The organism is Candidatus Manganitrophaceae bacterium, from assembly GCA_016200325.1.
Taxonomy (GTDB): domain Bacteria; phylum Nitrospirota; class Nitrospiria; order SBBL01; family Manganitrophaceae; genus Manganitrophus.
The window spans coordinates 172,134-191,742 of the sequence record JACQEZ010000011.1; the positions used below are offsets into that span (position 1 = coordinate 172,134).

At 58.1% G+C, this 19,609-nt stretch carries 20 protein-coding genes; 18 read left to right on the top strand and 2 right to left on the bottom strand.

Annotated elements, in window-relative coordinates; translation table 11 throughout:
* The first annotated feature begins 105 nt into the window (after positions 1-105).
* The 9 genes from HY282_08700 to HY282_08740 all read left to right on the top strand — a co-directional run bounded on the left by HY282_08700 (position 106) and on the right by HY282_08740 (position 10,823).
* Complete coding sequence (locus HY282_08700; GenBank protein ID MBI3803825.1) at positions 106-2,289, top strand: ABC transporter substrate-binding protein; 2,184 nt, start codon at positions 106-108, stop codon at positions 2,287-2,289.
* Positions 2,286-3,263 carry an ABC transporter permease gene (locus tag HY282_08705; GenBank protein MBI3803826.1) on the top strand — a complete coding sequence of 326 codons (978 nt, stop codon included), beginning with the start codon at positions 2,286-2,288 and terminating at the stop codon, positions 3,261-3,263. Before HY282_08700 ends, HY282_08705 begins: the two co-directional genes overlap by 4 nt.
* Positions 3,263-4,678: an ABC transporter permease gene (locus HY282_08710; protein ID MBI3803827.1), complete on the top strand. Its 1,416-nt coding sequence runs from the start codon at positions 3,263-3,265 to the stop codon at positions 4,676-4,678. The genes HY282_08705 and HY282_08710 overlap by 1 nt, the downstream gene beginning before the upstream one ends.
* On the top strand, positions 4,675-6,702 hold the full coding sequence (locus HY282_08715) for an ABC transporter ATP-binding protein (protein ID MBI3803828.1): 2,028 nt from the start codon (positions 4,675-4,677) through the stop codon (positions 6,700-6,702). The genes HY282_08710 and HY282_08715 overlap by 4 nt, the downstream gene beginning before the upstream one ends.
* Before the next feature lie 310 nt (positions 6,703-7,012).
* Positions 7,013-7,903, top strand: a complete 891-nt coding sequence (locus tag HY282_08720; GenBank protein ID MBI3803829.1) for a hypothetical protein — start codon at positions 7,013-7,015, stop codon at positions 7,901-7,903.
* Positions 7,904-8,083: 180 nt separating this feature from the next.
* Positions 8,084-9,700, top strand: a complete 1,617-nt coding sequence (locus HY282_08725) for a peptide-binding protein (protein MBI3803830.1) — start codon at positions 8,084-8,086, stop codon at positions 9,698-9,700.
* A 204-nt stretch (positions 9,701-9,904) separates the two neighbouring features.
* Positions 9,905-10,162 (top strand): hypothetical protein, encoded by a 258-nt coding sequence (locus HY282_08730; GenBank protein ID MBI3803831.1) that lies wholly within the window; start codon positions 9,905-9,907, stop codon positions 10,160-10,162.
* A gap of 13 nt (positions 10,163-10,175) precedes the next feature.
* Positions 10,176-10,328 carry a YHS domain-containing protein gene (locus tag HY282_08735; GenBank protein ID MBI3803832.1) on the top strand — a complete coding sequence of 51 codons (153 nt, stop codon included), beginning with the start codon at positions 10,176-10,178 and terminating at the stop codon, positions 10,326-10,328.
* A 27-nt stretch (positions 10,329-10,355) separates the two neighbouring features.
* Positions 10,356-10,823 (top strand): PA2169 family four-helix-bundle protein, encoded by a 468-nt coding sequence (locus tag HY282_08740; GenBank protein ID MBI3803833.1) that lies wholly within the window; start codon positions 10,356-10,358, stop codon positions 10,821-10,823.
* Positions 10,824-10,905: 82 nt separating this feature from the next.
* On the opposite strand, the gene HY282_08745 is transcribed toward HY282_08740, so the two are convergent.
* A complete protein-coding gene (locus tag HY282_08745; protein MBI3803834.1) occupies positions 10,906-11,796 on the bottom strand; it encodes an ABC transporter permease in 891 nt (296 codons plus the stop codon).
* A 61-nt stretch (positions 11,797-11,857) separates the two neighbouring features.
* Positions 11,858-12,829, bottom strand: coding sequence for an ABC transporter permease (locus HY282_08750; GenBank protein MBI3803835.1), 972 nt, complete (start codon positions 12,827-12,829; stop codon positions 11,858-11,860).
* 357 nt (positions 12,830-13,186) lie between these two features.
* On the opposite strand from HY282_08750, the gene HY282_08755 reads away from it, so the two are divergent.
* From HY282_08755 to HY282_08795, 9 genes are all read left to right on the top strand, one after another.
* Positions 13,187-13,621: an S-adenosylmethionine decarboxylase proenzyme gene (locus HY282_08755; protein MBI3803836.1), complete on the top strand. Its 435-nt coding sequence runs from the start codon at positions 13,187-13,189 to the stop codon at positions 13,619-13,621.
* Positions 13,587-14,507, top strand: coding sequence for a polyamine aminopropyltransferase (gene speE, locus HY282_08760; GenBank protein ID MBI3803837.1), 921 nt, complete (start codon positions 13,587-13,589; stop codon positions 14,505-14,507). Before HY282_08755 ends, speE begins: the two co-directional genes overlap by 35 nt.
* 166 nt (positions 14,508-14,673) lie before the next feature.
* The gene (locus HY282_08765) at positions 14,674-16,152 is read left to right on the top strand and encodes an aminotransferase class I/II-fold pyridoxal phosphate-dependent enzyme (GenBank protein MBI3803838.1); all 1,479 of its coding nucleotides are present in this window, start codon (positions 14,674-14,676) and stop codon (positions 16,150-16,152) included.
* A gap of 66 nt (positions 16,153-16,218) precedes the next feature.
* Positions 16,219-16,491 carry a BrnT family toxin gene (locus HY282_08770; protein MBI3803839.1) on the top strand — a complete coding sequence of 91 codons (273 nt, stop codon included), beginning with the start codon at positions 16,219-16,221 and terminating at the stop codon, positions 16,489-16,491.
* Positions 16,478-16,735, top strand: coding sequence for a hypothetical protein (locus HY282_08775; protein ID MBI3803840.1), 258 nt, complete (start codon positions 16,478-16,480; stop codon positions 16,733-16,735). Before HY282_08770 ends, HY282_08775 begins: the two co-directional genes overlap by 14 nt.
* 12 nt (positions 16,736-16,747) lie before the next feature.
* Entirely contained in the window at positions 16,748-16,888 is a 141-nt protein-coding gene (locus HY282_08780; protein MBI3803841.1) for a hypothetical protein, read from the top strand.
* Positions 16,889-16,937: 49 nt separating this feature from the next.
* Positions 16,938-17,312 (top strand): hypothetical protein, encoded by a 375-nt coding sequence (locus HY282_08785; GenBank protein ID MBI3803842.1) that lies wholly within the window; start codon positions 16,938-16,940, stop codon positions 17,310-17,312.
* A 333-nt stretch (positions 17,313-17,645) separates the two neighbouring features.
* The gene (locus HY282_08790; protein ID MBI3803843.1) at positions 17,646-18,929 is read left to right on the top strand and encodes a DUF4157 domain-containing protein; all 1,284 of its coding nucleotides are present in this window, start codon (positions 17,646-17,648) and stop codon (positions 18,927-18,929) included.
* 142 nt (positions 18,930-19,071) lie between these two features.
* Positions 19,072-19,506 carry an EamA family transporter gene (locus tag HY282_08795; protein MBI3803844.1) on the top strand — a complete coding sequence of 145 codons (435 nt, stop codon included), beginning with the start codon at positions 19,072-19,074 and terminating at the stop codon, positions 19,504-19,506.
* The last annotated feature ends 103 nt before the right edge of the window (positions 19,507-19,609 follow it).

Sequence of the window (19,609 nt, forward strand, 5' to 3'; positions counted from 1 at the left end):
ATTCTCCCGGTGTCGGTTCCACATACGATCAATCGAACTCAGGGGGGCCGACTCCGGCCCCATTGAGTTTTTTCCAAAAAATCAGTATGATCGTGCCCTAAAGGCATGAATCTTCTTTTGACCACCAAACTTGTTGCGGCGCTTCTTCTCCTCTCCATCCTCGGATGCGCCCGCTCCCCGCTGAACGATCCCTATCCTCGGTCGGAAGAGGGGAAAAACATTCTCTACTCTTCTTTCAGCGAACGGCCGAAACATCTCGACCCCGCGCAATCGTACTCTTCCAACGAAGCGACCTTCACCGGTCAAATCTACGAGCCCCCTTTTCAGTACCACTATCTCAAGCGTCCCTACACCCTGGTCCCCTTGACCGCCACCGAAATGCCGACCCCGATTTACCTCAATAGTAAAGGCGAGCGGCTCAAGGAGACCGACCCGGCGGAGCAGGTGGCATCGAGCGTCTATGAAATCAAGATCCGGCCCGGCAGCCGCTATCAGCCCCACCCCGCCTTCGCTCAAGAGGGTCAAGAAGGCGAGGGACCCTTTCTCTATCACGCGCTCGGCCCCAACGACCTTTCAAAGATTGCCACCCTCGGCGATTTTAAGCGGACCGGCAGCCGAGAGCTGACCGCCGAAGATTACGTCTATCAAATCAAACGGCTTGCCCACCCGAAGATCCAGTCTCCGATCTACGGCTTTATGTCGGAATATATCGTCGGGTTAAAGGAGTTGGCCGCCACCCTCCAGCAGGCGCAGGTGAAGGCCGGCCGGGACGCCTTTCTCGATCTGCGGACGTTCCCTCTGGCCGGTGTGGAGGTGGTCGATCGGTACACCTATCGAATCAAAATCGTCGGCAAATATCCGCAGTTTATCTACTGGCTGGCGATGCCGTTCTTCGCCCCGATCCCCTATGAGGCCGACCGATTTTATTCTCAACCGGGGCTGACCGAGAAGAACATTACCCTCGACTGGTATCCGATCGGCACCGGCCCCTATATGTTGACGGTCAACAATCCGAATCGTCAGATGGTGCTGGAGCGGAATCCGAATTTCCATGGCGAGCGCTATCCGAGCGAGGGAGAGCCGGAAGATGAAGCGGCCGGCCTGCTCGCCGACGCCGGCAAGCCGCTCCCCTTCATCGACAAGGTCGTCTTCAGCTTGGAGAAAGAAGATGTTCCGGTTTGGAATAAATTTTTGCAAGGCTACTACGACGCATCGGGAATCTCGTCCGACACCTTCGACAAAGCGATCCGGATCAGCGGCACCGGCGATGCCGACCTGACCGAGGAGATGAAGGAGAAGAAAATCCGCCTCGTGACAAGCGTGGAGACGAGCACCTTTTACCTCGGATTTAATATGCTCGACCCGGTGGTCGGAGGAAAATCCGAAGCCGCTCGAAAGCTCCGCCAGGCGATCGGGATCGCCGTCGATGAAGAGGAGTCGATCGCCATCTTCCGGAACGGGCGGGGGATCGCAATGCAGAGCCCGATCCCGCCGGGGATCTTCGGCTACACCGAGGGGGAAGCCGGGATCAACCGCTACGTTTACGATTGGGTGAACGGTCGGCCGCAGCGAAAACCGATCGAGGTTGCGCGGAAACTTCTCGCCGAGGCCGGCTATCCCGACGGCCGCGATGCCCAGACCGGGCAGCCGCTCGTCCTGAATTTCGACACCACCGGCACCGGACCGGAGGCGAAGTCGAGTTTCGATTGGATGCGAAAGCAGTTTGAGAAGCTGAACATTCAGCTCGTCATCCGAAACACCGATTACAATCGGTTCCAAGATAAGATGCTGAAAGGCACCGGGCAGATCTTCCAATGGGGGTGGAACGCCGACTATCCCGATCCGGAGAACTTCCTCTTCCTCCTCTACGGCCCGAATGCCAAGGCGGGAAAAAACGGGGAGAATGCAACCAACTACGAAAATCCGGAGTTCGACCGGCTTTTCGAGAAGATGAAAAACATGGGGAACACCCCGGAGCGAAAAGCGATCATCGACCAGATGGTCGCGCTCGTCCGGTACGACGCCCCCTGGGCCTCCGGCTTTCATCCGAAGCAGTTCGGCCTCTACCACGCCTGGTATCGAAAGGCCAAGCCGAACCTGATGGCCAACAACACGCTCAAGTATGCCAAGATTGATCCGGCCCTCCGCGCCCAACAGCGTCAAACGTGGAACAAACCGGTCTGGTGGCCGGTGGTGGCGCTGGTCGGCGTCTTGGTGGTCGGCACCCTTCCGGCCGTGGCGACCTACCGGCGCAGAGAGCGGGGAACGGTCCAGAGGAGACTAGAATGATCGGGTACCTCATCCGCCGCGTCCTCTATGCCGTGCCGATCTTGATCGGGGTGAATCTCCTCACCTTCATTCTCTTCTTCGTCGTGAACACCCCCGACAACATGGCGCGAATGCACCTCGGGATGAAACGGGTCAATCAGGAGGCGATCGAGAAGTGGAAAGCGGAACATGGCTATGACAAACCGCTTCTCTTTAATTCCGCCGCCGAAGGCCGGGGGACGTTCACGAAGACGATCTTCTTCGAAAAATCGGTGAAGCTCTTTGCATTTGATTTCGGACGGGCCGATGATGGGCGGGAGATCGGGGCCGACATCCGCCAGCGAATGGGACCGAGCCTCGCCATCGCCGTTCCCGCTTTGATCGTCGGGCTGCTGATTGACATCACTCTCGCCATGCTCATCGCTTTCTTCCGGGCAACCTATATCGATTATTGGGGGGTGATCGTTGCCGTCGCCATGATGTCGGTTTCTGCCCTCTTTTATATCATCGGCGGACAGTTTCTCTTCAGCAAGGTGCTGCGGCTCGTCCCGATCTCCGGCTACAGCAGCGGATTCGGCTCCCTCAAGTTCGTCCTCCTTCCGGTCTTAATCGGCTTGATCGCCGGACTGGGAAGCAGTTTGCGCTGGTACCGCACGATTTTCCTCGAAGAGATCGGGAAAGAGTATGTCCGAACCGCCCGGGCAAAGGGGCTCTCTGAGCTGCGGGTTCTCTTCGGCCATGTCTTACGAAATGCGCTGATTCCAATTCTCACCGGCGTGGTGGTGATCATTCCCCTTCTCTTTCTCGGCTCGCTCCTAACCGAATCGTTCTTCGGCATCCCCGGTCTTGGAAGCTATACGATCGACGCCATCAACAGCCAGGACTTCGCCATTGTCCGTGCGATGGTCTTCCTCGGATCGGTCCTCTATATCATCGGACTGATTCTGACCGACATCTCTTACACACTGGTCGATCCACGCGTGAGGCTCACCTGATGCCGATCCTCCCCGTGGTCCTCTGGACCGACGCCTTGATCTTCATCTTACTTGCTGCGGCCATTGCACTCGGCCTCTACGCCTCCCGGCAAGAGCCGCTGCGCGCCCCCTGGCGGCAGATCCGCCGGCGGCCGGTAGCGATGGCGGCGATGGTCATCCTGCTCGCCTATGTCGGAGTCGGCTTGACCGATTCGATCCACTTCAAGCGGAAACTGCCGGCAACCGAGGCGGGCCAGGCGGCGCAGTACGCGCCGGAAGTCGTCTCTCTCCTCGATGGGATGACCGATCGGCTCCGGAAAAATGTCGAGCGGACCTATTCCGCCCCGCTGGCGGCGCATGCGTACTCGAAGGAAACGGTCGAGATGCCCGACGGCACCCAGGGGCGCATCTTTCCCCGGCTGAAATATGGCGGCGCCCATCTCGGCAACCCGGAATCGGAGCGGTCGCGCGATCTCTTCCTCACCACCCTTCAAGGCACCGCCATCGGACTGGTCGCGGCGTTTGCGTTCAATGGCCTCTTCGTTCTCGGCCTTAGCAGGCGCCATCAAACCACGGTGCCGGCGATGGCTGAAACGATTTTAAAAGGGAAGAGCGACACCGCCTGGCGGGCGACCCTCGGCACCCTGACCCTGCTCATTCTCCTCTCAGGGATCGCTTTTTCGCTGAGCGCCAAATACCATCTCTTCGGAACCGACAAGGTGGGACAGGATGTCTTTTACCTCTCCCTCAAGGCGATTCGGACCGGGCTGGTAATCGGCACCGTGACGACGCTTGTCATGCTCCCCTTTGCCATTCTCCTTGGGATTGCCGCCGGCTACTTCCGCGGATGGGTGGACGACGTCATCCAATATATTTATACGACCCTCAGCTCGGTGCCGGGGGTGCTCCTGATCGCCGCGGCGGTCTTGATCCTCCAGGTCTATATGGATCAGAATGCCGACGCGTTCACCAGCGTGAACCAGCGGGCCGACATTCGCCTCCTCTTTCTCTGCATTATCCTCGGAGTCACCGGCTGGATCGGCCTCTGCCGGCTGCTGCGGGGCGAGACGCTGAAGCTGCGGGAGATGGACTATGTTCAAGCGGCGACCGCGCTCGGGGTCGGAAGCTGGCGGATCATCCTTCGCCACATTCTCCCGAACGTGATGCACATCGTCTTGATTTCGGTGGTCCTCGATTTCAGCGGCCTGGTCCTCGCCGAGGCGGTCTTGTCATACGTCGGGGTCGGCGTCGATCCGGCGATGATCTCCTGGGGGAACATGATCAACAGCGCCCGGATGGAGATGGCGCGCGAGCCGATCGTCTGGTGGTCGCTCGTCGCCGCCTTCGTCTTTATGTTCGGCCTGGTCCTCTCGGCCAATCTCTTCTCCGACGCGGTGCGGGATGCGCTCGATCCCCGCTTGAGGGGGCGCGCATGAACACCCCGGATCCTGTCCTTAGAGTGACCGACCTCAAAACCTGGTTTCACACCGACGGCGGGATCGTCCGGGCGGTCGACGGGATCTCGTTCGACGTGCGACGGGGGGAGACGTTTGCCCTGCTCGGAGAGTCGGGTTGCGGGAAATCGATGACGGCGCTGTCGCTCATGCGGCTCGTTCCGGAGCCGGCGGGGCGGATCGTGTCGGGAGCGGTCGTGTTGAATGGAGAGGATCTCTGCGCGCTGCCGGAGGTGGCGATGCGCCCGCTGCGCGGCCATCGGATCTCGATGATCTTTCAAGAGCCGATGACGAGCCTCAATCCGGTGATGACCGTCGGCGCGCAGATCTCCGAGACGCTGCGGTATCATTTCTCCCTCGATGGAGCGGCGGCGAAAAGACGCGCCTGCGACCTCCTTATTTCGGTCGGCATCCCCGACCCGGTCCGCCGGTTCGACGAATACCCCCATCAGATGTCGGGGGGGATGAAGCAACGGATCATGATTGCCATGGCGCTCGCCGGCGAGCCGGCGCTCTTGATTGCCGATGAGCCGACGACGGCGCTCGACGTGACGATTCAGGCGCAGATTCTTGACCTGCTCCGTCGCCTGCAGCGAGAGCGAGGGATGGCGATCCTACTCATCACCCACGACCTCGCGGTCGTCTCCGAAATGGCCGACCGGGTCGCCGTAATGTATGCCGGTCAAATTGTGGAGAGCGCCGACCGCGCGACCTTCTTCAGCAACCCGCGCCATCCCTATTCTCAAAAGCTCTTCCACTCGCTGCCGAACCGGAACAAGCGGGGGGAGCGTCTCGGCGTGATTCGGGGCAGCGTTCCGCCGCTCAACCGGGAGTTCGCCGGCTGCCGCTTTGCCAACCGATGCGATGCGGCGTGGGAGGCGTGCGAGACGATCGTCCCCCGCTGGATCGACGGAGCCGGCGGCGTGCGATGCCATCTCTACGATCCGGCCGTTGCGGCGACGCGGCCGGCGACCGCGATCGAAGCCACACTTTCAGTAACGACGGAAGGGAACGGAAAGGGAACGGTTCAAGCAAACGACTCCCTCCTCCAGGTGACCGATCTGAAAGTTCACTTTCCCATTCATAAAGGGCTCCTCAAAAAAATCGTCGGCCAGGTGAAAGCGGTCGACGGCGTTTCTTTCTCCCTGGCCGCCGGTCGGACGGTTGCACTCGTCGGCGAGTCGGGCTGCGGAAAGACAACCGCCGGAAAAGCGATCCTTCAGCTGATTCGCCCGACCGGAGGAGGCGTTCAATTCGACGGCGTCGAATTGACGACCCTCTCCGGACCGGCCCTTCGAGAAAAGCGGGGCGACTGCCAGATCATCTTTCAAGATCCCTACGCGTCGCTCAATCCCCGGATGATGGTCGGCGACATCATCAAAGAGGGGATTGAAGCACAACGCCGCGCGAAATCATTCGCCGAAGCGGAGACGCGGGTCGATCGGCTCCTGGAGCAGGTCGGTCTCCCCGTCGATGCGAAGCGGCGCTATCCCCATGAGTTCTCCGGGGGCCAGCGGCAGCGAATCTGCATCGCTCGGGCACTTGCGGTCGATCCGAAGGTGATCATCTGTGATGAGCCGACCAGCGCGCTCGATGTCTCCGTTCAGGCGCAGATTCTCAATCTTCTGAAAGATCTTCAGGAGCGGTTCGGCCTCGCCTATCTCTTCATCACCCATAACCTCTCCGTGGTGGAATACTTCGCCCATGAGGTGGCGGTGATGTACCTCGGCCGGATCGTCGAATACGGCCCGGTCGAGGCGGTGCTGAACCGCCCGCAGCACCCCTACACCCAGGCCCTCCTCTCGGCCGTCCCTCAGGTCGACATCGAGAAGAAACGAACCATTCTCCGCTTGGAAGGGGAGATCCCCTCCCCGATGAATCCGCCCCAAGGCTGCTATTTCCACCCCCGTTGCCCCGAAGTAATGGCGATCTGCCGGGAAACCTATCCCGGAGAGAACGACCGTGGCACCGGACATACAACCCGCTGTCATCTCTACTCGAAGTAACACCGCCCTTCTATTATATAGAGAACGCCCGCTCCGGCCCCATGCGGCTTTCTGAAGCCATACGGCATCCCTCTCTACAAGATTTACCCCAGAATCAGCAAGGAAAGAACTGTATTCCGTCCGGCCTTGATTACGGGCGGGCGGGACAAACATCGGACAATGATGGCGTAAGATTGGGTTAAATTTTCATTGACACCCGGGGTGTGCCCATCGTAGTATTATCCCAACAAGGAGTATACTCATACGGTTTACATAGAAAGCGGCGGCACCCGTTGAAAGACAATATTAATCCTGTAACAGGGTCTAAAACATGTTGAATGAACCGCAGGGCAAGTCCGATTCGATCTCTTCAGAGCGGCGATCAAAGCGATCCGGCATTCGTGCCGGGGTAATCGCCGCGATGCTGACGCTGATGATCGCCGCTGCTTCAGCGGCGCCGGCTTGGGCGCTGAGCGTCTCTCAAGCTTACCTGCTGGGGGATTGGTCTTCACCGACCCAGACCTCGACAGCCCCCTTTGCGTTGACCGGCACCTCCGGCTTTCAGCTCTCCCTCAGCTCAGGTGTCGCCACTTCCGCAACCGCCGTGAGCGGGCTGCTGCCGATCCAGATTTCGGACCGTCTTTATTACCAATCCAACACAGGGACCCTCGATCCCTCGGAAGTAGCGGCGAGCGGAATCGCTGCCCGCGTGAACAGCGAGCTGGCCAAGCTCGACGATGTCGGTATCGTCACCGAGTCGACCGATGCGCCGCTCAATGTCGACTTTACCAGCGGCGCCTCGCTCACCTTAAAGACCTCCACCTCCAATGTCTCTGTGCCCGGATTGGTTATTTTCGAAGATGCAGGACTGGATCCATTCGCGCTCCGCTACTGCTACAATGCGGCCTGCACCCAATCGGACCTTCTCTTTAATGGGTTTAGTTCATCGGCTCTCTCGACCGTTCTCTCCTCCAGCGGATTCGGAACCAACGACGTTGCACCCGGCATTGATCAGGCCTACTATTTCGTTTTTGATCAGGCGGTGACCGGCGGATATTTTAAGATCACCGAGACTCAAAATTACGGGGGAAGTTCGAGTACGCCCCTCGAAATTGATTTTGCCGGCGTGGCCACCCAGCCGGTTCCGACGCCGAGCACCTTTCTCCTTCTTGCTGCGGGATTGATCTCCCTTCCCTTGCTCCGGAAGCTGCGGTATAACTAATCTTCATCTGATTCTCCTCGGAGGGGCGGGCCGCTTTTGACCCGCCCCTCTTATTTTTTCTGAGACCCTTTCAGTCCGCTTCCCTTCTCTCCGACCCGACCCGTTGCGAAAAGCATCCGACTTCTGTTATACCGAGCTTGGCATGAGAAGAAGTGACAGCAACCCAAAACGGATCGTTCGATGCATCTTCAACGTCGGTTTCAAATCTATTTCGTGATGGCGGCCCTGATCGGTGCCGGCCTCGGCAGCTGCACGAAGCCGAAAGCGCCGGCGCATCCGACGACCCTGTCAACCGCTTCGATCGGCGAGCCGAAACGGCTGGTTCCGATGATGGCCTCCGACAGCGCCTCCCAGGAGATTACCAGCCTTGTCTTCAACGGCCTGGTGAAATACGACAAGAACGCCCGGCTGATCGGCAGTCTCGCCGAGACGTTCGAGCGGAGCCCCGACTGCCTCTCGGCCACCTTCCATTTGCGAAAAGGGGTCAAATGGCACGACGGCAAAGAGTTCACCGCCGATGATGTGCTCTTCAGCTATCAGAAGGTCATCGATCCGAACGTGATCACCCCCTACAGCAGCAATTTTGAATCGGTCGCGCGGGTCGAGAAGGTCGATCCCTACACGGTGCGGGTGATCTACAAGGAGCCGTTCGCCCCCGGCCTGGAGAGCTGGACGATGGGAATCCTTCCGAAACACCTGCTGGAGGGGAAAGAGCTCAACACCGATCCGTTCAGCCGAAACCCGGTCGGGACCGGCCCGTTCCGCTTCTCGGAGTGGACCACCGGCCAGAAGGTCGTGTTAAAGGCGAATCCCGATTACTTCGAGGGGAAGCCGGAGATCGAGACGTTTATCTATCGGATCCTCCCCGACATGGCAACGCAATTTCTGGAGCTAAAGGCGCTGAATCTCGACTGGATGGCCCTTCGGCCGGTGCAATACCAGAAGCAGACCGACACTTCCTTTTTCCGGCGCGAGTTCAATCGATTCAAGTATCCGGCGTTGGCATACACTTACATCGGATATAACCTGCTCGATCCCAAGTTCGCCGATCCGCGGGTGCGGCGGGCGCTCACCCACGCCATCGACAAAGAAGCGATCATCCAAGCGGTTCTCTTCGGCCTCGGCCGGCCGGCCACCGGCCCCTACATCCCCGAGTCGTGGGCCTACAATCCGGAGGTGAAGGCGCTCGACTACAATCCGGAGAAGGCGAAAGCACTCCTCGCCGAGGCCGGTTGGCGCCCGGCCGAGCCGGCCGGAAAGGACGGGCTGCTTCAGAAAAAAGGCCGGCCTTTCGCCTTTACCCTCTTGACCAATCAGGGGAATGAAGAGCGGATGAAAGCGGCGGAGATCGTTCAAAACAATCTGAAACGGGTCGGCATCCAGGTCGAGATCCGGGTAGTCGAGTGGCAGGCGCTGCTGCACCAATTTATCGACAAGAAGCAGTTCGACGCCGTGATCCTCGGCTGGGGGGTCGGGCTCGATCCCGACATCTACAACATCTGGCATTCGAGCAAGACGAAAGAGGGAGAGTTCAACTTTGTCTCCTATCGAAATCCCCGGGTCGACGACCTCCTCATTCAGGGACGGCGGAGCTGCCGACCGGAAGACCGGAAGAAGATCTATCAGGAGGTCCACCGGCTGATTGCGGAAGAGCAGCCCTACACCTTTCTCTATTACCCGATGGCCCTCCCGATCATTCATAAGCGGTTCACAGGAATCGAACCCTCCCCGATCGGGATCACCTATAACCTTCCCCAATGGAAAATTGAAAATCGGGCCGCGGGACACCTCCCCTAAACCCGAACGGTGTGCAAAAAAGAGACAGCCCTTCCACCCTCCGTTGAATATCTGTACCCGTCCGACACAATTCGTTTTTAAAAATGGGATCGCCTCAACCAGATCTATCTGATCGGTGCTTTTTAGCGGCACCCTGATTGCAGTGCTGACGACTACCCGCGGATCGACTTCCGATTCGTCGGTCTAAAGGCAACGGGAGGAACGATGACGTCACTTCGCTTCGGGGTTCGGCTGACGCTATTCGATCTCGGAATGGCGCTCCCGCATCATCAGGGACCACAGTTCGGCCTGAGCCTTCGCTATCGTACCCAGAAAAAGATGTTAGAGCTCTGGATCGGCATGAGGATGACCGAGCGAATCGCCGGGCCGGCCCCTTCACCATCCATCGAGGGCTCGCCTGCCCGACCGGCCCCCACGGCACCGCCCATTGAAGGAGGCCGTTCCGTATCAACCCATTTTTAGAAAAGGGGACGCAATGAGCCGAGATCCGGTATGCGGGGTGTTGATCGACGAAAAACTCTCAACCGCGTTGAAGTATGAGGGGAAGAGTTACTATTTTTGCAGCCACGCGTGCAGGAAACAGTTCTATGAAATTCCAGAAAAGTATCTCTTGACCCGCGCCGCTTAACCGATTTAAACCAAGGAGGAACCTGCCATGGAGTACAAAGGTGCCATCATGGGCAATGACGAAATCGTCAGCACATTAAACGACCTCATCGAGACCGACCACAATGCCATCGGCGCATATAATACGGCGATCGACGGCCTCAATGATCAGCCGACGATCCGGGACAACTTCATCCAATTCCGTGGGGACCATGAACGTCATATCGAGGAACTCTCCCCGTTCGTCCGGCAATATGGGGGAGAGCCGGAGAAAAGCCCCGGCGGCATGGGGGTGCTTCAAAAAGGATGGACCGCCGTCTCAAAGCTCGGCGGGGCCGATGCGATCCTCTCGGCGATGGTCTCCAATGAGGAATCGGCCGTCTCGGCCTATGAAGAGGGAGCGACCAAGAATTTCCCCCCCGAGATCCTTCAATCGGTCGAGAAGGGGCTGCGGGACGAGCGCCGGCACCTCGCCTACTGCCAAGGCGAATACGCCCGGCTGAAAAAAGCAGCCTGATATTAAATGTGGATTTCGGATTGCGTATTTCGGAATAAAAATCTTTTGACCCTCACTCCGCAATCCGAAATCGCGCGGCCTTTCACACCTTTAACCTTGGATCGAGCGCGTCGCGCAGCCCCTCGCCCAAGAGGTTGTAGCCGAGGACCGTGACGAAGATCGCAAGGCCCGGGAAGATCGAGAGCCACCAGGCGATCTCGAGGTTGTCTTTTCCGGCCGTCAGAATGCCTCCCCAGCTCGGCTTCGGCGGCTGCACGCCGAGGCCGAGGAAGCTCAACGCCGACTCGGTGAGGATCGCCCCGGCGATCCCGAGCACAGCGGAAACATAGACCGGCGACAGGGCATTCGGCAGGAGATGGCGGAAGATCAGCCGAAGATCGTCCGCGCCGAGGGTTCGGGCGGCGGCGACATAATCGACCTCCTTCAGCGCTAAAAATTGCCCCCGGACCAGCCGGGCCACCCCCATCCAGCGGGTCAAGCCGATGACAATCATGATGTTCCAGATCGACGGCTCCAGAATCGCAATCACCGCCAGGATTAAAAAGAAAGCCGGGATCGAGAGCATGACATCGACGAGCCGCATGAGAAGCGCGTCGACCGCGCCGGCATAAAAGCCGGCGGCGGCGCCGACCCAGACCCCGATAAAGACGGCGATGCCGACCGCGACAAATCCGACCAGCAGCGAGACACGTGCCCCCCAGATCACCCGGCTGAGGACGTCGCGCCCCAGCGGGTCGGTTCCGAACGGATGTTGGAAGCTCGGCGGGTTGAGGATGTTCTGAATGTCGATCTGATCGGGCGGATAGGGGGCGAGGAGCGGCGCTCCCAGGGCGACGAGAAAGACGCTGAACACGACGACGGCGCCAAAGAGCGCAACCCGGTTTCGGACAAATCGCCGCCAGACATCGGCCGGCGGGGGAAGCAGGATCGGGGGCGGCAGGTCGGATCGCGCGGCGGACTCGGTTTTTTCCATCGGATCTCCCTTCTTATCCATTTTGATTTAGCCACTTCAGCCCTGATACCGAGGCCGCGCTCTACGAAATCCGAATCCTGGGATTGATCCAGGCGTAGGAAAGGTCGGCGAGGAGGTTGCCGGCCAGCGTCAGCACCGCCCCGATCATCGTCAACCCCATCACCACCGGGTAATCGCGCGCCAAGACCGACTGATAAGAGAGCTGGCCCATCCCGGGAATCGCGAAGACCGTTTCAATAATCACGCTCCCACCGATCAAGGCCGGCAGCTCCAGCCCGATCAGGGTGACGACGGGGATCAGCGCGTTCCGCAGCGCATGTTTAAAGATCACCTGCCGCTCCGAGAGCCCTTTAGCCCGCGCCGTCCGGATATAATCTTGCCGGACCACCTCTAACATCTCCGATCGAAGGTAGCGGGAGTAGCCGGCGAGCCCGATGAAAGCGGCGGTCAAGACCGGCAAGATCAGATGCTCCGCCCAATCGACCCCCCGTTCGAAGAACGACATCTGCGCCACCGACAGCGATTGGACGCCGGAGAGCGGCAGCCAGCCGAGCGTCACCCCGAAGAGGAGCATCAGCAGCAGCGCCAGCCAAAAGTTCGGAAGGGCAAAGCCGATATAGACAAAGAGGGTCGTCGCTCGGTCGAACCAGGAGTATTGGCGGGTCGCCGACACAATCCCGATCGGAAAGGCGATCAGGACGATCAGGGTGAGCGAGAGGAGGTTGATGATCACCGTAATCGGCAGCCGGTCGAGGATCTTCTTCGACACCCGCTCTCCGTCGACAAAGGAGCGACCGAGGTCGAGCGTCACGAAGCGCCGGAGCCAGTCGGCATATTGGACTGGAAGCGGCCGGTCGAGTCCATAGAGCCGTCTTAAGTTTTCTCGGGCTTGTGCCGATATCTTAGGATTGAGGGTCGTCTGAAGGTCGGTCGGCTCTCCCGGCGCCAGATGAAGGAGGCCGAAGGTCAAAAGGGTGATGCCGAAGAGAGAAATTAAAAATTGCGCGAGGCGACGGAAGAGAAAAGAGGCCATATTTCGACTATGCCATCAAAAAGGACTTTTCTAAATCAAATGCAGCCTGATTCTGACTCAAATGATCCTAAAATTCACCAAATTTTTCCAAATCCGGCATTGAATATCTTTCGGATCTTCATGTAGACTCTACTCAACATGGGAAGAACGGCGAAACCTCAACCTATAGGCGCAGGAGATTCAGCCGACCCCAATTAGTGGTGAACTTTTTACCTTGACAAAAAAATTTATTGATATATATTTACAAAAAATTTTAGCTGTTTTTGGGATGCCGGGAGAAAAGGAGGTGAGACTGCTCACAACTCACAATTCGAAAGGGGTGAACTCACCCCGTCCTAACGAAAGGGGGCAAATAGAGTGCATGCTTTAGGGACGCACTTGTTGGTGGAGTTGAAGGATTGTAACACCAAAACACTCAATGACCTGAAGAAGATCGAGGACATTCTCGTTACCGCAGCAAAGGAAGCGAAAGCAACCATCATTGAAAGTCGGTTCCACAAGTTCAGCCCCTTCGGAATCAGCGGCGTGGTCGTGATTGCGGAATCGCATCTGACCATCCATACATGGCCTGAATACGGCTATGCGGCCGTTGACATCTTTACCTGCGGCGAAACGCTCCAGCCTTCCGTCGCCGCCCATTACATTGTCACCAAACTACAATCGAAGAATCCCTCCTTGGTCGAAATGAAGAGGGGTTTGCTTTCCTTGGGCGACCAAAAGTTGCCGCACAAGCCGGTTAAAGGAGAGCCCGTTCATTATGACCGAGCCAAAGAGCTACAAATGGTTCCTTGATCACCTCTCCCCGTATGAGGGGCACATGCATGGGATCGACACCATCGTCTTTTCCAAGCAGACCCAATTTCAGCAGGTAGAGATTCTCGATACCAAAAGCTACGGACGTTGCTTGGTTCTCGACGGCAAGATGCAGTCGAGCGCGATGGACGAGTTTATTTATCATGAAGCGCTCGTCCACCCCGCGATGCTCACCCATCCGGAGCCGAAGCGGGTCTTCATCGTCGGAGGGGGGGAAGGCGCCACCCTCCGGGAGATCTTGCGCCACCGGTCGGTCGAGCGGGTCTTGATGGTCGACATCGACCAAGAGGTGGTGGAGAGCTGCAAGCGGCACCTCCCGCAATGGCACCAGGGGGCGTTTGAAGATCGCCGCGCAGAGGTCCGCTACCTCGACGCGCGGAAGTATCTGGAGGAGACGACCGACACCTACGATATCATCATCATCGACATCTCCGAGCCGGTCGAAGAAGGGCCCGCGTACCTCCTCTACACGAAAGAATTCTACAGCCTGGTGATGGAGCGGCTCACCGACCATGGGATCATCTCGCTTCAGGCCGGCACCACCGCCGCCACCAACCTGCTGAACTACTCCGCCGTCTATCAGACCCTCCGGGCGGTCTTTCCGGTGGTCTCCCCCTATCAAGCGGCCATCCCCTCTTTCGGTCTCCCCTGGGGCTTTGCGTTGGCCTCGAAGCGGTTCGATCCGAGGATGTTGGACCAGAATGAAGTCGACCGGCGCATTTCACAGCGGGTGGCGGGAGAGCTGAAATATTACGACGGCGAAACCCATGTCGGCCAGTTCTACCTCCCAAAACAGGTTCGGACCCAAATCGAGAAACAAGAGCGAATCATCGAAGACAATTATCCGTTGTTCACATACCATTGAGAAAGAAATTTTTTCAGCATTTAAAAACAGGTTCTCTGAGATCTCCCGTGAAGAGACATCATCATAGATCAAAGCGAGCAGCCGGCTTCGCCGGTGCGAGCGCGGGGTGTGGGGGCATCGGAGGACTCTTTCATTTGCACTTTCCGGACGGGCCCCCACATATAAAATGATCGACCAAGAGCAATTCAAAACCCCCCTTTTTGACGCCATGGTCTCGCTCGCCGAGAGCCGGAAGGTCTCCTTCCACACCCCCGGCCACAAGAGCGGCAAGGGGATTTCGACCCGCTTCCGGAAATTCGTCGGTCCGAAGATCTTCTCGATCGACCTGACGACGCTGGACGAAGTCGACTCCCTCCAAAAGCCGAAAGGGGTCATCAAAGAGGCGCAGGAGCTCGCCGCCAAGGCCTACGGCGCCGACCGCTCGTTCTTCCTCGTCAACGGCACCACCGGCGGCAACCATGCGATGATCCTCGCCGCCTGCGGCCCGCGCGACAAGGTCCTCGTCGCCCGCAACGCCCACAAGTCGGTCTTGGCCGGGCTGATCTTCTCCGGCGCCGAGCCGATCTTCTTCTCCCCGGCGGTCGACGACAATTTAAAATTGACCCTCAACGTCACCTACGAAGAGACGATCCGCGCGATCGACGCCCATCCCGAAGCGAAAGCCCTCTTCCTCACCAGCCCCAACTACTACGGCATCTGCGCCGATCTGGAGCGGATCATCCCGTACGCCCATGGAAAGGGCCTGGTGGTGATGGTCGACGAGGCACACGGGCCCCATCTGAAATTTCACCCCGATTTGCCGATTTCCGGCGTCGAGGCCGGCGCCGACCTCGTCGTCCAGAGCACTCACAAGATCATCGGCGGGATGACGCAGGCGTCGATGCTTCACGCGCAGGGGCCGCGGGTCGACATGACGACCCTCGCCCAGGTCCTCCGCTTCGTTCAGAGCACCAGTCCGTCCTATATTTTAATGGCGTCGTTGGATCTGGCACGGATGCAGATGGCGACCGAGGGGGAGAAGCTTCTCGACAAGGCGATCAAGCTCGCCACCGAGGCGCGGGCGAAGATCAATCGGATCCCCGGCGTCTTCTGCTTCGACAAAGAGATGGTCAAAAACCCGATGTTCGCCCCGATGGGCGATTTCGACATCACCAAGCTGACGATCACCGTCCGGGACCTCGGCCTCTCCGGCTTTCAGGCGTCGCAGATCCTCAACACCAAGTATCACATTCAGGTCGAGATGGCCGATCCATTCAATGTGCTGGTCATCGTCAGCATCGGCGACCGGCGGGACGACCTCAACAAGCTCGTCGACGCCCTCCGCGACATGTCGAAGGAATACCACGGCAAACCGAGCCAATCGAGTTTCATTGCCGAGGTCAGCCTTCCCCCCTTCGGCAAGGCGGGCCAGATGACCCCGCGCGAGGCCTTCTTCCGCGACTATCGCTATGCCCCGCTCGACGAAAGCTGCGGCCTCGTCAGCTCCGAAATCATCACCGTCTATCCCCCCGGCATCCCCCTCCTCGTCCCCGGCGAAATCGTGACCCAAGAGGTCATCGACTACATCCGCAAAATGGACCGCCTCGGCGCCACTGTCGATGGGCTGAATGCTTCCAATAGTACCATTGCGGTGGTGAAGCAGTAGGTCCCGGTCACCTCTGAACCTTAAAACAGATTGGACCATTCAATTGAAGTCGTCTATAATCAGCAGATGATCTTCGAGTGGGATGAAAAGAAGACGGTTGCCAATGAGAAAAAACATGGTGTTTCTTTTCACGAAGCATCGACGGTCTTTGGTGACCCCCTCGCCCTCACATTCGATGATCCTGACCATTCCTCCCAGGAAGAGCGCTATCTGACTTTTGGTCTCTCACAGTCGAATAAGCTGTTGGTCGTTTCCCATACCCAACGGAGTGATCGAACCAGAATCATCAGTGCCCGCCCTGCAACGCGACAGGAAAGGAAAATCTATGAAGAAGGTTAAACACGATGAATTACGCCCTGAATACAAGCGCAGCGATCTCGGTCGCGGTGTTCGCGGAAAATACTACAAGTCCTACCAATCCGGTACGAACCTGGTGCTGCTCAGCCCGGATGTTGCGGAAGTTTTTCCCGATGCCGACGCTGTGAATGAGGCATTACGGACATTGATCAAGGCCGCTCACCAATCTGTCAGCCCAACGAAACGCGCCAGCCGACGCGCAAAAACACGCAGTCGAGCTACTTAGAGAGAAGGTGTCTTGGGCCCTGCATTCCTCCTCGTCCCCGGCGAGATCGTGACCCAAGAGGTCATCGACTACATCCGCAAAATGGACCGTCTCGGCGCCACTGTCGATGGGCTGAATGCTTCCAATAGTACCATTGCGGTGGTGAAGCAGTAGACGCCTGATTATAAATTTGCTTAATGTGGAATCCCCTCTAACACTCCGTATGGAACTTCAAAAAGTATTCAGCGATATTGCGGACGAACTTGCGGCAATGGATGCTAGCCGTGAATCTTTCAAGAGCTTTCAACCAGGCGTGGGTCCACACGGCGAGCCTCAACTCATAGGCAAAATTGCGAAACGACTCAACACAAAGCCAGGATACTCCGGAAACGTAATAACTAAACGAACTCCTGATTTACTGATTAAAGGTTGCTGGGGAATCGAGTTCAAGATTGCACGACCATTCGGGGATAACGGTAAGCAGGCAGAGAACTGGTCAGTTAACCTTTTGCATCCATATCCTGGAAACGTAAGTCTGATCGGTGATGCCTTAAAACTTCGCGACTTACCACTGGCAGAAAAAAAGCAGTTGCTGTAATCGGCTACGAGCATTCACCTCCTCAAGTTGAGCTGGCGATGCTGATAAAGGCATTTGAGTTGCTTGCCAGAGAAATCGCTAATCTCAGTTTAGGAGAGCGCATCCAGATCACCGAGCAACAACTTATTCACCTTGTCCACCAACAGCTCACGATCTTTGGATGGGAGATTCTAGCGACCCAGCCAACCCCTAAATAATGAATCCACGCCATACACTGACGGCACTTCATTGACGCTGGCAGTGGGAACAGCATACAATCCGATAGGTTGTCTATATCCTTTCCTCAGTAGACCCCGACTCCTTATTCCTCAGCATCCGGAAGGATGGCCGCGAATGCGCACCTTCGGACCCGATCAAAAACAAAATCACCTGCTCCAACCTGCTCGCTCCAAAATGCAGGCTCGAAACTCCTTCGCACACAATCCGGCAAGACACGTCATTCCTCACTTACAACACACCATCGGCAACCAAGCCGTCCAACGTTTGCTCCAGACCCATGCGGCGCCTCCCCAGATCCAACTGAAACGGACCGTCAGCACACCGGCAGATCGGTCTGAACAGGAAGCAGACCGCATGGCCAATCAGGTGATGCAGACACCGGGTCCTCGCGAGCAATTACAGACAGAACCGGTGCAGGGGAAGAATACCGACGAAGCGGCAGTGCCGTCCTCTGTACGGGAGGCCGTCTCCTCCCCCGGACGTCCGCTCGATGCGGCGACGCGCGGGTGGATGGCGGCCCGCTTTGGGGAGGATTTCGGCCAGGTGCGAGTCCACACGGACGACCGGGCGGCGGCATCGGCGCGCCTGTTGGGCGCACGGGCCTACACGGTCGGACCGGAGCTGGTGTTTGAAGCAGGCGAATACGCGCCGGGAACGTCCAAGGGGCGGCGCCTGCTGGCGCACGAGCTGGCGCATGTCGTCCAGCAGCGCGCCTCCGGCGGCCATCGGGTTCAACGGCAGCCGAAATCCTCCCAAAAAGTTCCGCCCGGTCCGGGCGAGCTGACGGTGCCCGAGTATGAAGCGTGGGCGAAGAAACACCCGCAGCGGGAGGTCCGGGCCGGAGGCGACTATGAAGCGGCCGTGATTTTTGCCCGATACAAACCGCAATGGTTTTGGGATCGCGGCTATATTTATGCGGGGTATGGCGGGAACTTTCCCTACTATTGGTGGGAGGTCTGGATCAACGACGAGGGGAAAGGGAAGGAATTTCGGGTCTGGCACACGACCGACTGGTCGGGAACACAAAAGGGAACCCCTCCCAAACCGCCCCCAGCGCCGAAGAAAGCCCCTCCCGAGCCCCGCACCGTGGTCGTTGAAGGGACGGAGAATTGGCCGACGGAAATTCCCCTGGACGCCGACCTGGAAGATCTCTTCGGCTTCGACGTCGCAGAGCGGGAGGGGGTCACCCCCTTCGGCAAGGGGCTGATGGTTCGCTACCAAAACGGGGCGGTCGCCATCTTCCCGGAGGGAACAACCGAGCGGTACATCGTCCGCCCCCTTCCCCCGCCGAACCTCGGCTACCTGATGTATGATAAAGACGGCAAGCTGATCAGCGATGTCGTGATGGCCTATCCGGACGACACCTTCCCCGATCCAAAAAAAGACGCCATCAAGTGAAGGAGGGGGCTCCACCCCCGCGACGCTGATTCCATCCGTAGTTGACTCAATGAGTGGATTCGATTATATAAAAGGCGGTTCCTGAAATCGGAAAAACCATCGAACATGATTGCAGCGATGAAGCAGTTAAAAATGGGGTGAATTGACTCCCTTTTCTTCTTGGCAATTTTGGGCAATCCTCTCCGCGATCTTCGCGGCCTTAACCGCCATTTTCGCGAAGATCGGGATCGAAAACGTTAACTCCGATTTCGCGACGTTCATCCGGACGATCGTGATTCTTCTCTCCCTGTCGATCATCCTCTTCGCCACCGGCCAATACCAACCCTTCGACTCGGTCTCACCAAGAAGCTACCTCTTCCTGGTCCTCTCCGGCCTCGCCACCGGCGCCTCTTGGATCTGCTACTTTCGGGCGCTGAAGCTGGGGAATGCGTCGCAGGTGGCGCCGATCGATAAGCTCAGCGTGGTCCTGGTCGCCCTCTTCGGCGTGAGCTTCCTCGGGGAGAAACTGCCGCTGAAAAATTGGGTTGGGATCATGCTGATTGCGGCGGGGGCGATCCTCGTGTCGCTCAAGCGATAGACCCTCTGAACTGAGTCAATGACCATAAAAGACAGATATAATCTCTTGCCGAATCATCGGCTGAACCCATATCGGCACTACCTCCGACTACTTTAATTCTGAA

Excerpts from the sequence above, each read along its gene's own strand:
- HY282_08700 (MBI3803825.1), top strand. The coding sequence starts at position 106 with ATGAATCTTCTTTTGACCACCAAACTTGTTGCGGCGCTTCTTCTCCTC.
- HY282_08715 (MBI3803828.1), top strand. The coding sequence starts at position 4,675 with ATGAACACCCCGGATCCTGTCCTTAGAGTGACCGACCTCAAAACCTGG.
- HY282_08720 (MBI3803829.1), top strand. The coding sequence starts at position 7,013 with ATGTTGAATGAACCGCAGGGCAAGTCCGATTCGATCTCTTCAGAGCGG.
- HY282_08790 (MBI3803843.1), top strand. The coding sequence starts at position 17,646 with ATGCGCACCTTCGGACCCGATCAAAAACAAAATCACCTGCTCCAACCT.
- HY282_08775 (MBI3803840.1), top strand. The coding sequence starts at position 16,478 with ATGAAGAAGGTTAAACACGATGAATTACGCCCTGAATACAAGCGCAGC.
- HY282_08745 (MBI3803834.1), bottom strand. The coding sequence starts at position 11,796 with ATGGAAAAAACCGAGTCCGCCGCGCGATCCGACCTGCCGCCCCCGATC.
- speE (MBI3803837.1), top strand. The coding sequence starts at position 13,587 with ATGACCGAGCCAAAGAGCTACAAATGGTTCCTTGATCACCTCTCCCCG.
- HY282_08750 (MBI3803835.1), bottom strand. The coding sequence starts at position 12,829 with ATGGCCTCTTTTCTCTTCCGTCGCCTCGCGCAATTTTTAATTTCTCTC.
- HY282_08725 (MBI3803830.1), top strand. The coding sequence starts at position 8,084 with ATGCATCTTCAACGTCGGTTTCAAATCTATTTCGTGATGGCGGCCCTG.
- HY282_08735 (MBI3803832.1), top strand. The coding sequence starts at position 10,176 with ATGAGCCGAGATCCGGTATGCGGGGTGTTGATCGACGAAAAACTCTCA.
- HY282_08785 (MBI3803842.1), top strand. The coding sequence starts at position 16,938 with ATGGAACTTCAAAAAGTATTCAGCGATATTGCGGACGAACTTGCGGCA.
- HY282_08765 (MBI3803838.1), top strand. The coding sequence starts at position 14,674 with ATGATCGACCAAGAGCAATTCAAAACCCCCCTTTTTGACGCCATGGTC.
- HY282_08710 (MBI3803827.1), top strand. The coding sequence starts at position 3,263 with ATGCCGATCCTCCCCGTGGTCCTCTGGACCGACGCCTTGATCTTCATC.
- HY282_08730 (MBI3803831.1), top strand. The coding sequence starts at position 9,905 with ATGACGTCACTTCGCTTCGGGGTTCGGCTGACGCTATTCGATCTCGGA.
- HY282_08740 (MBI3803833.1), top strand. The coding sequence starts at position 10,356 with ATGGAGTACAAAGGTGCCATCATGGGCAATGACGAAATCGTCAGCACA.
- HY282_08770 (MBI3803839.1), top strand. The coding sequence starts at position 16,219 with ATGATCTTCGAGTGGGATGAAAAGAAGACGGTTGCCAATGAGAAAAAA.
- HY282_08705 (MBI3803826.1), top strand. The coding sequence starts at position 2,286 with ATGATCGGGTACCTCATCCGCCGCGTCCTCTATGCCGTGCCGATCTTG.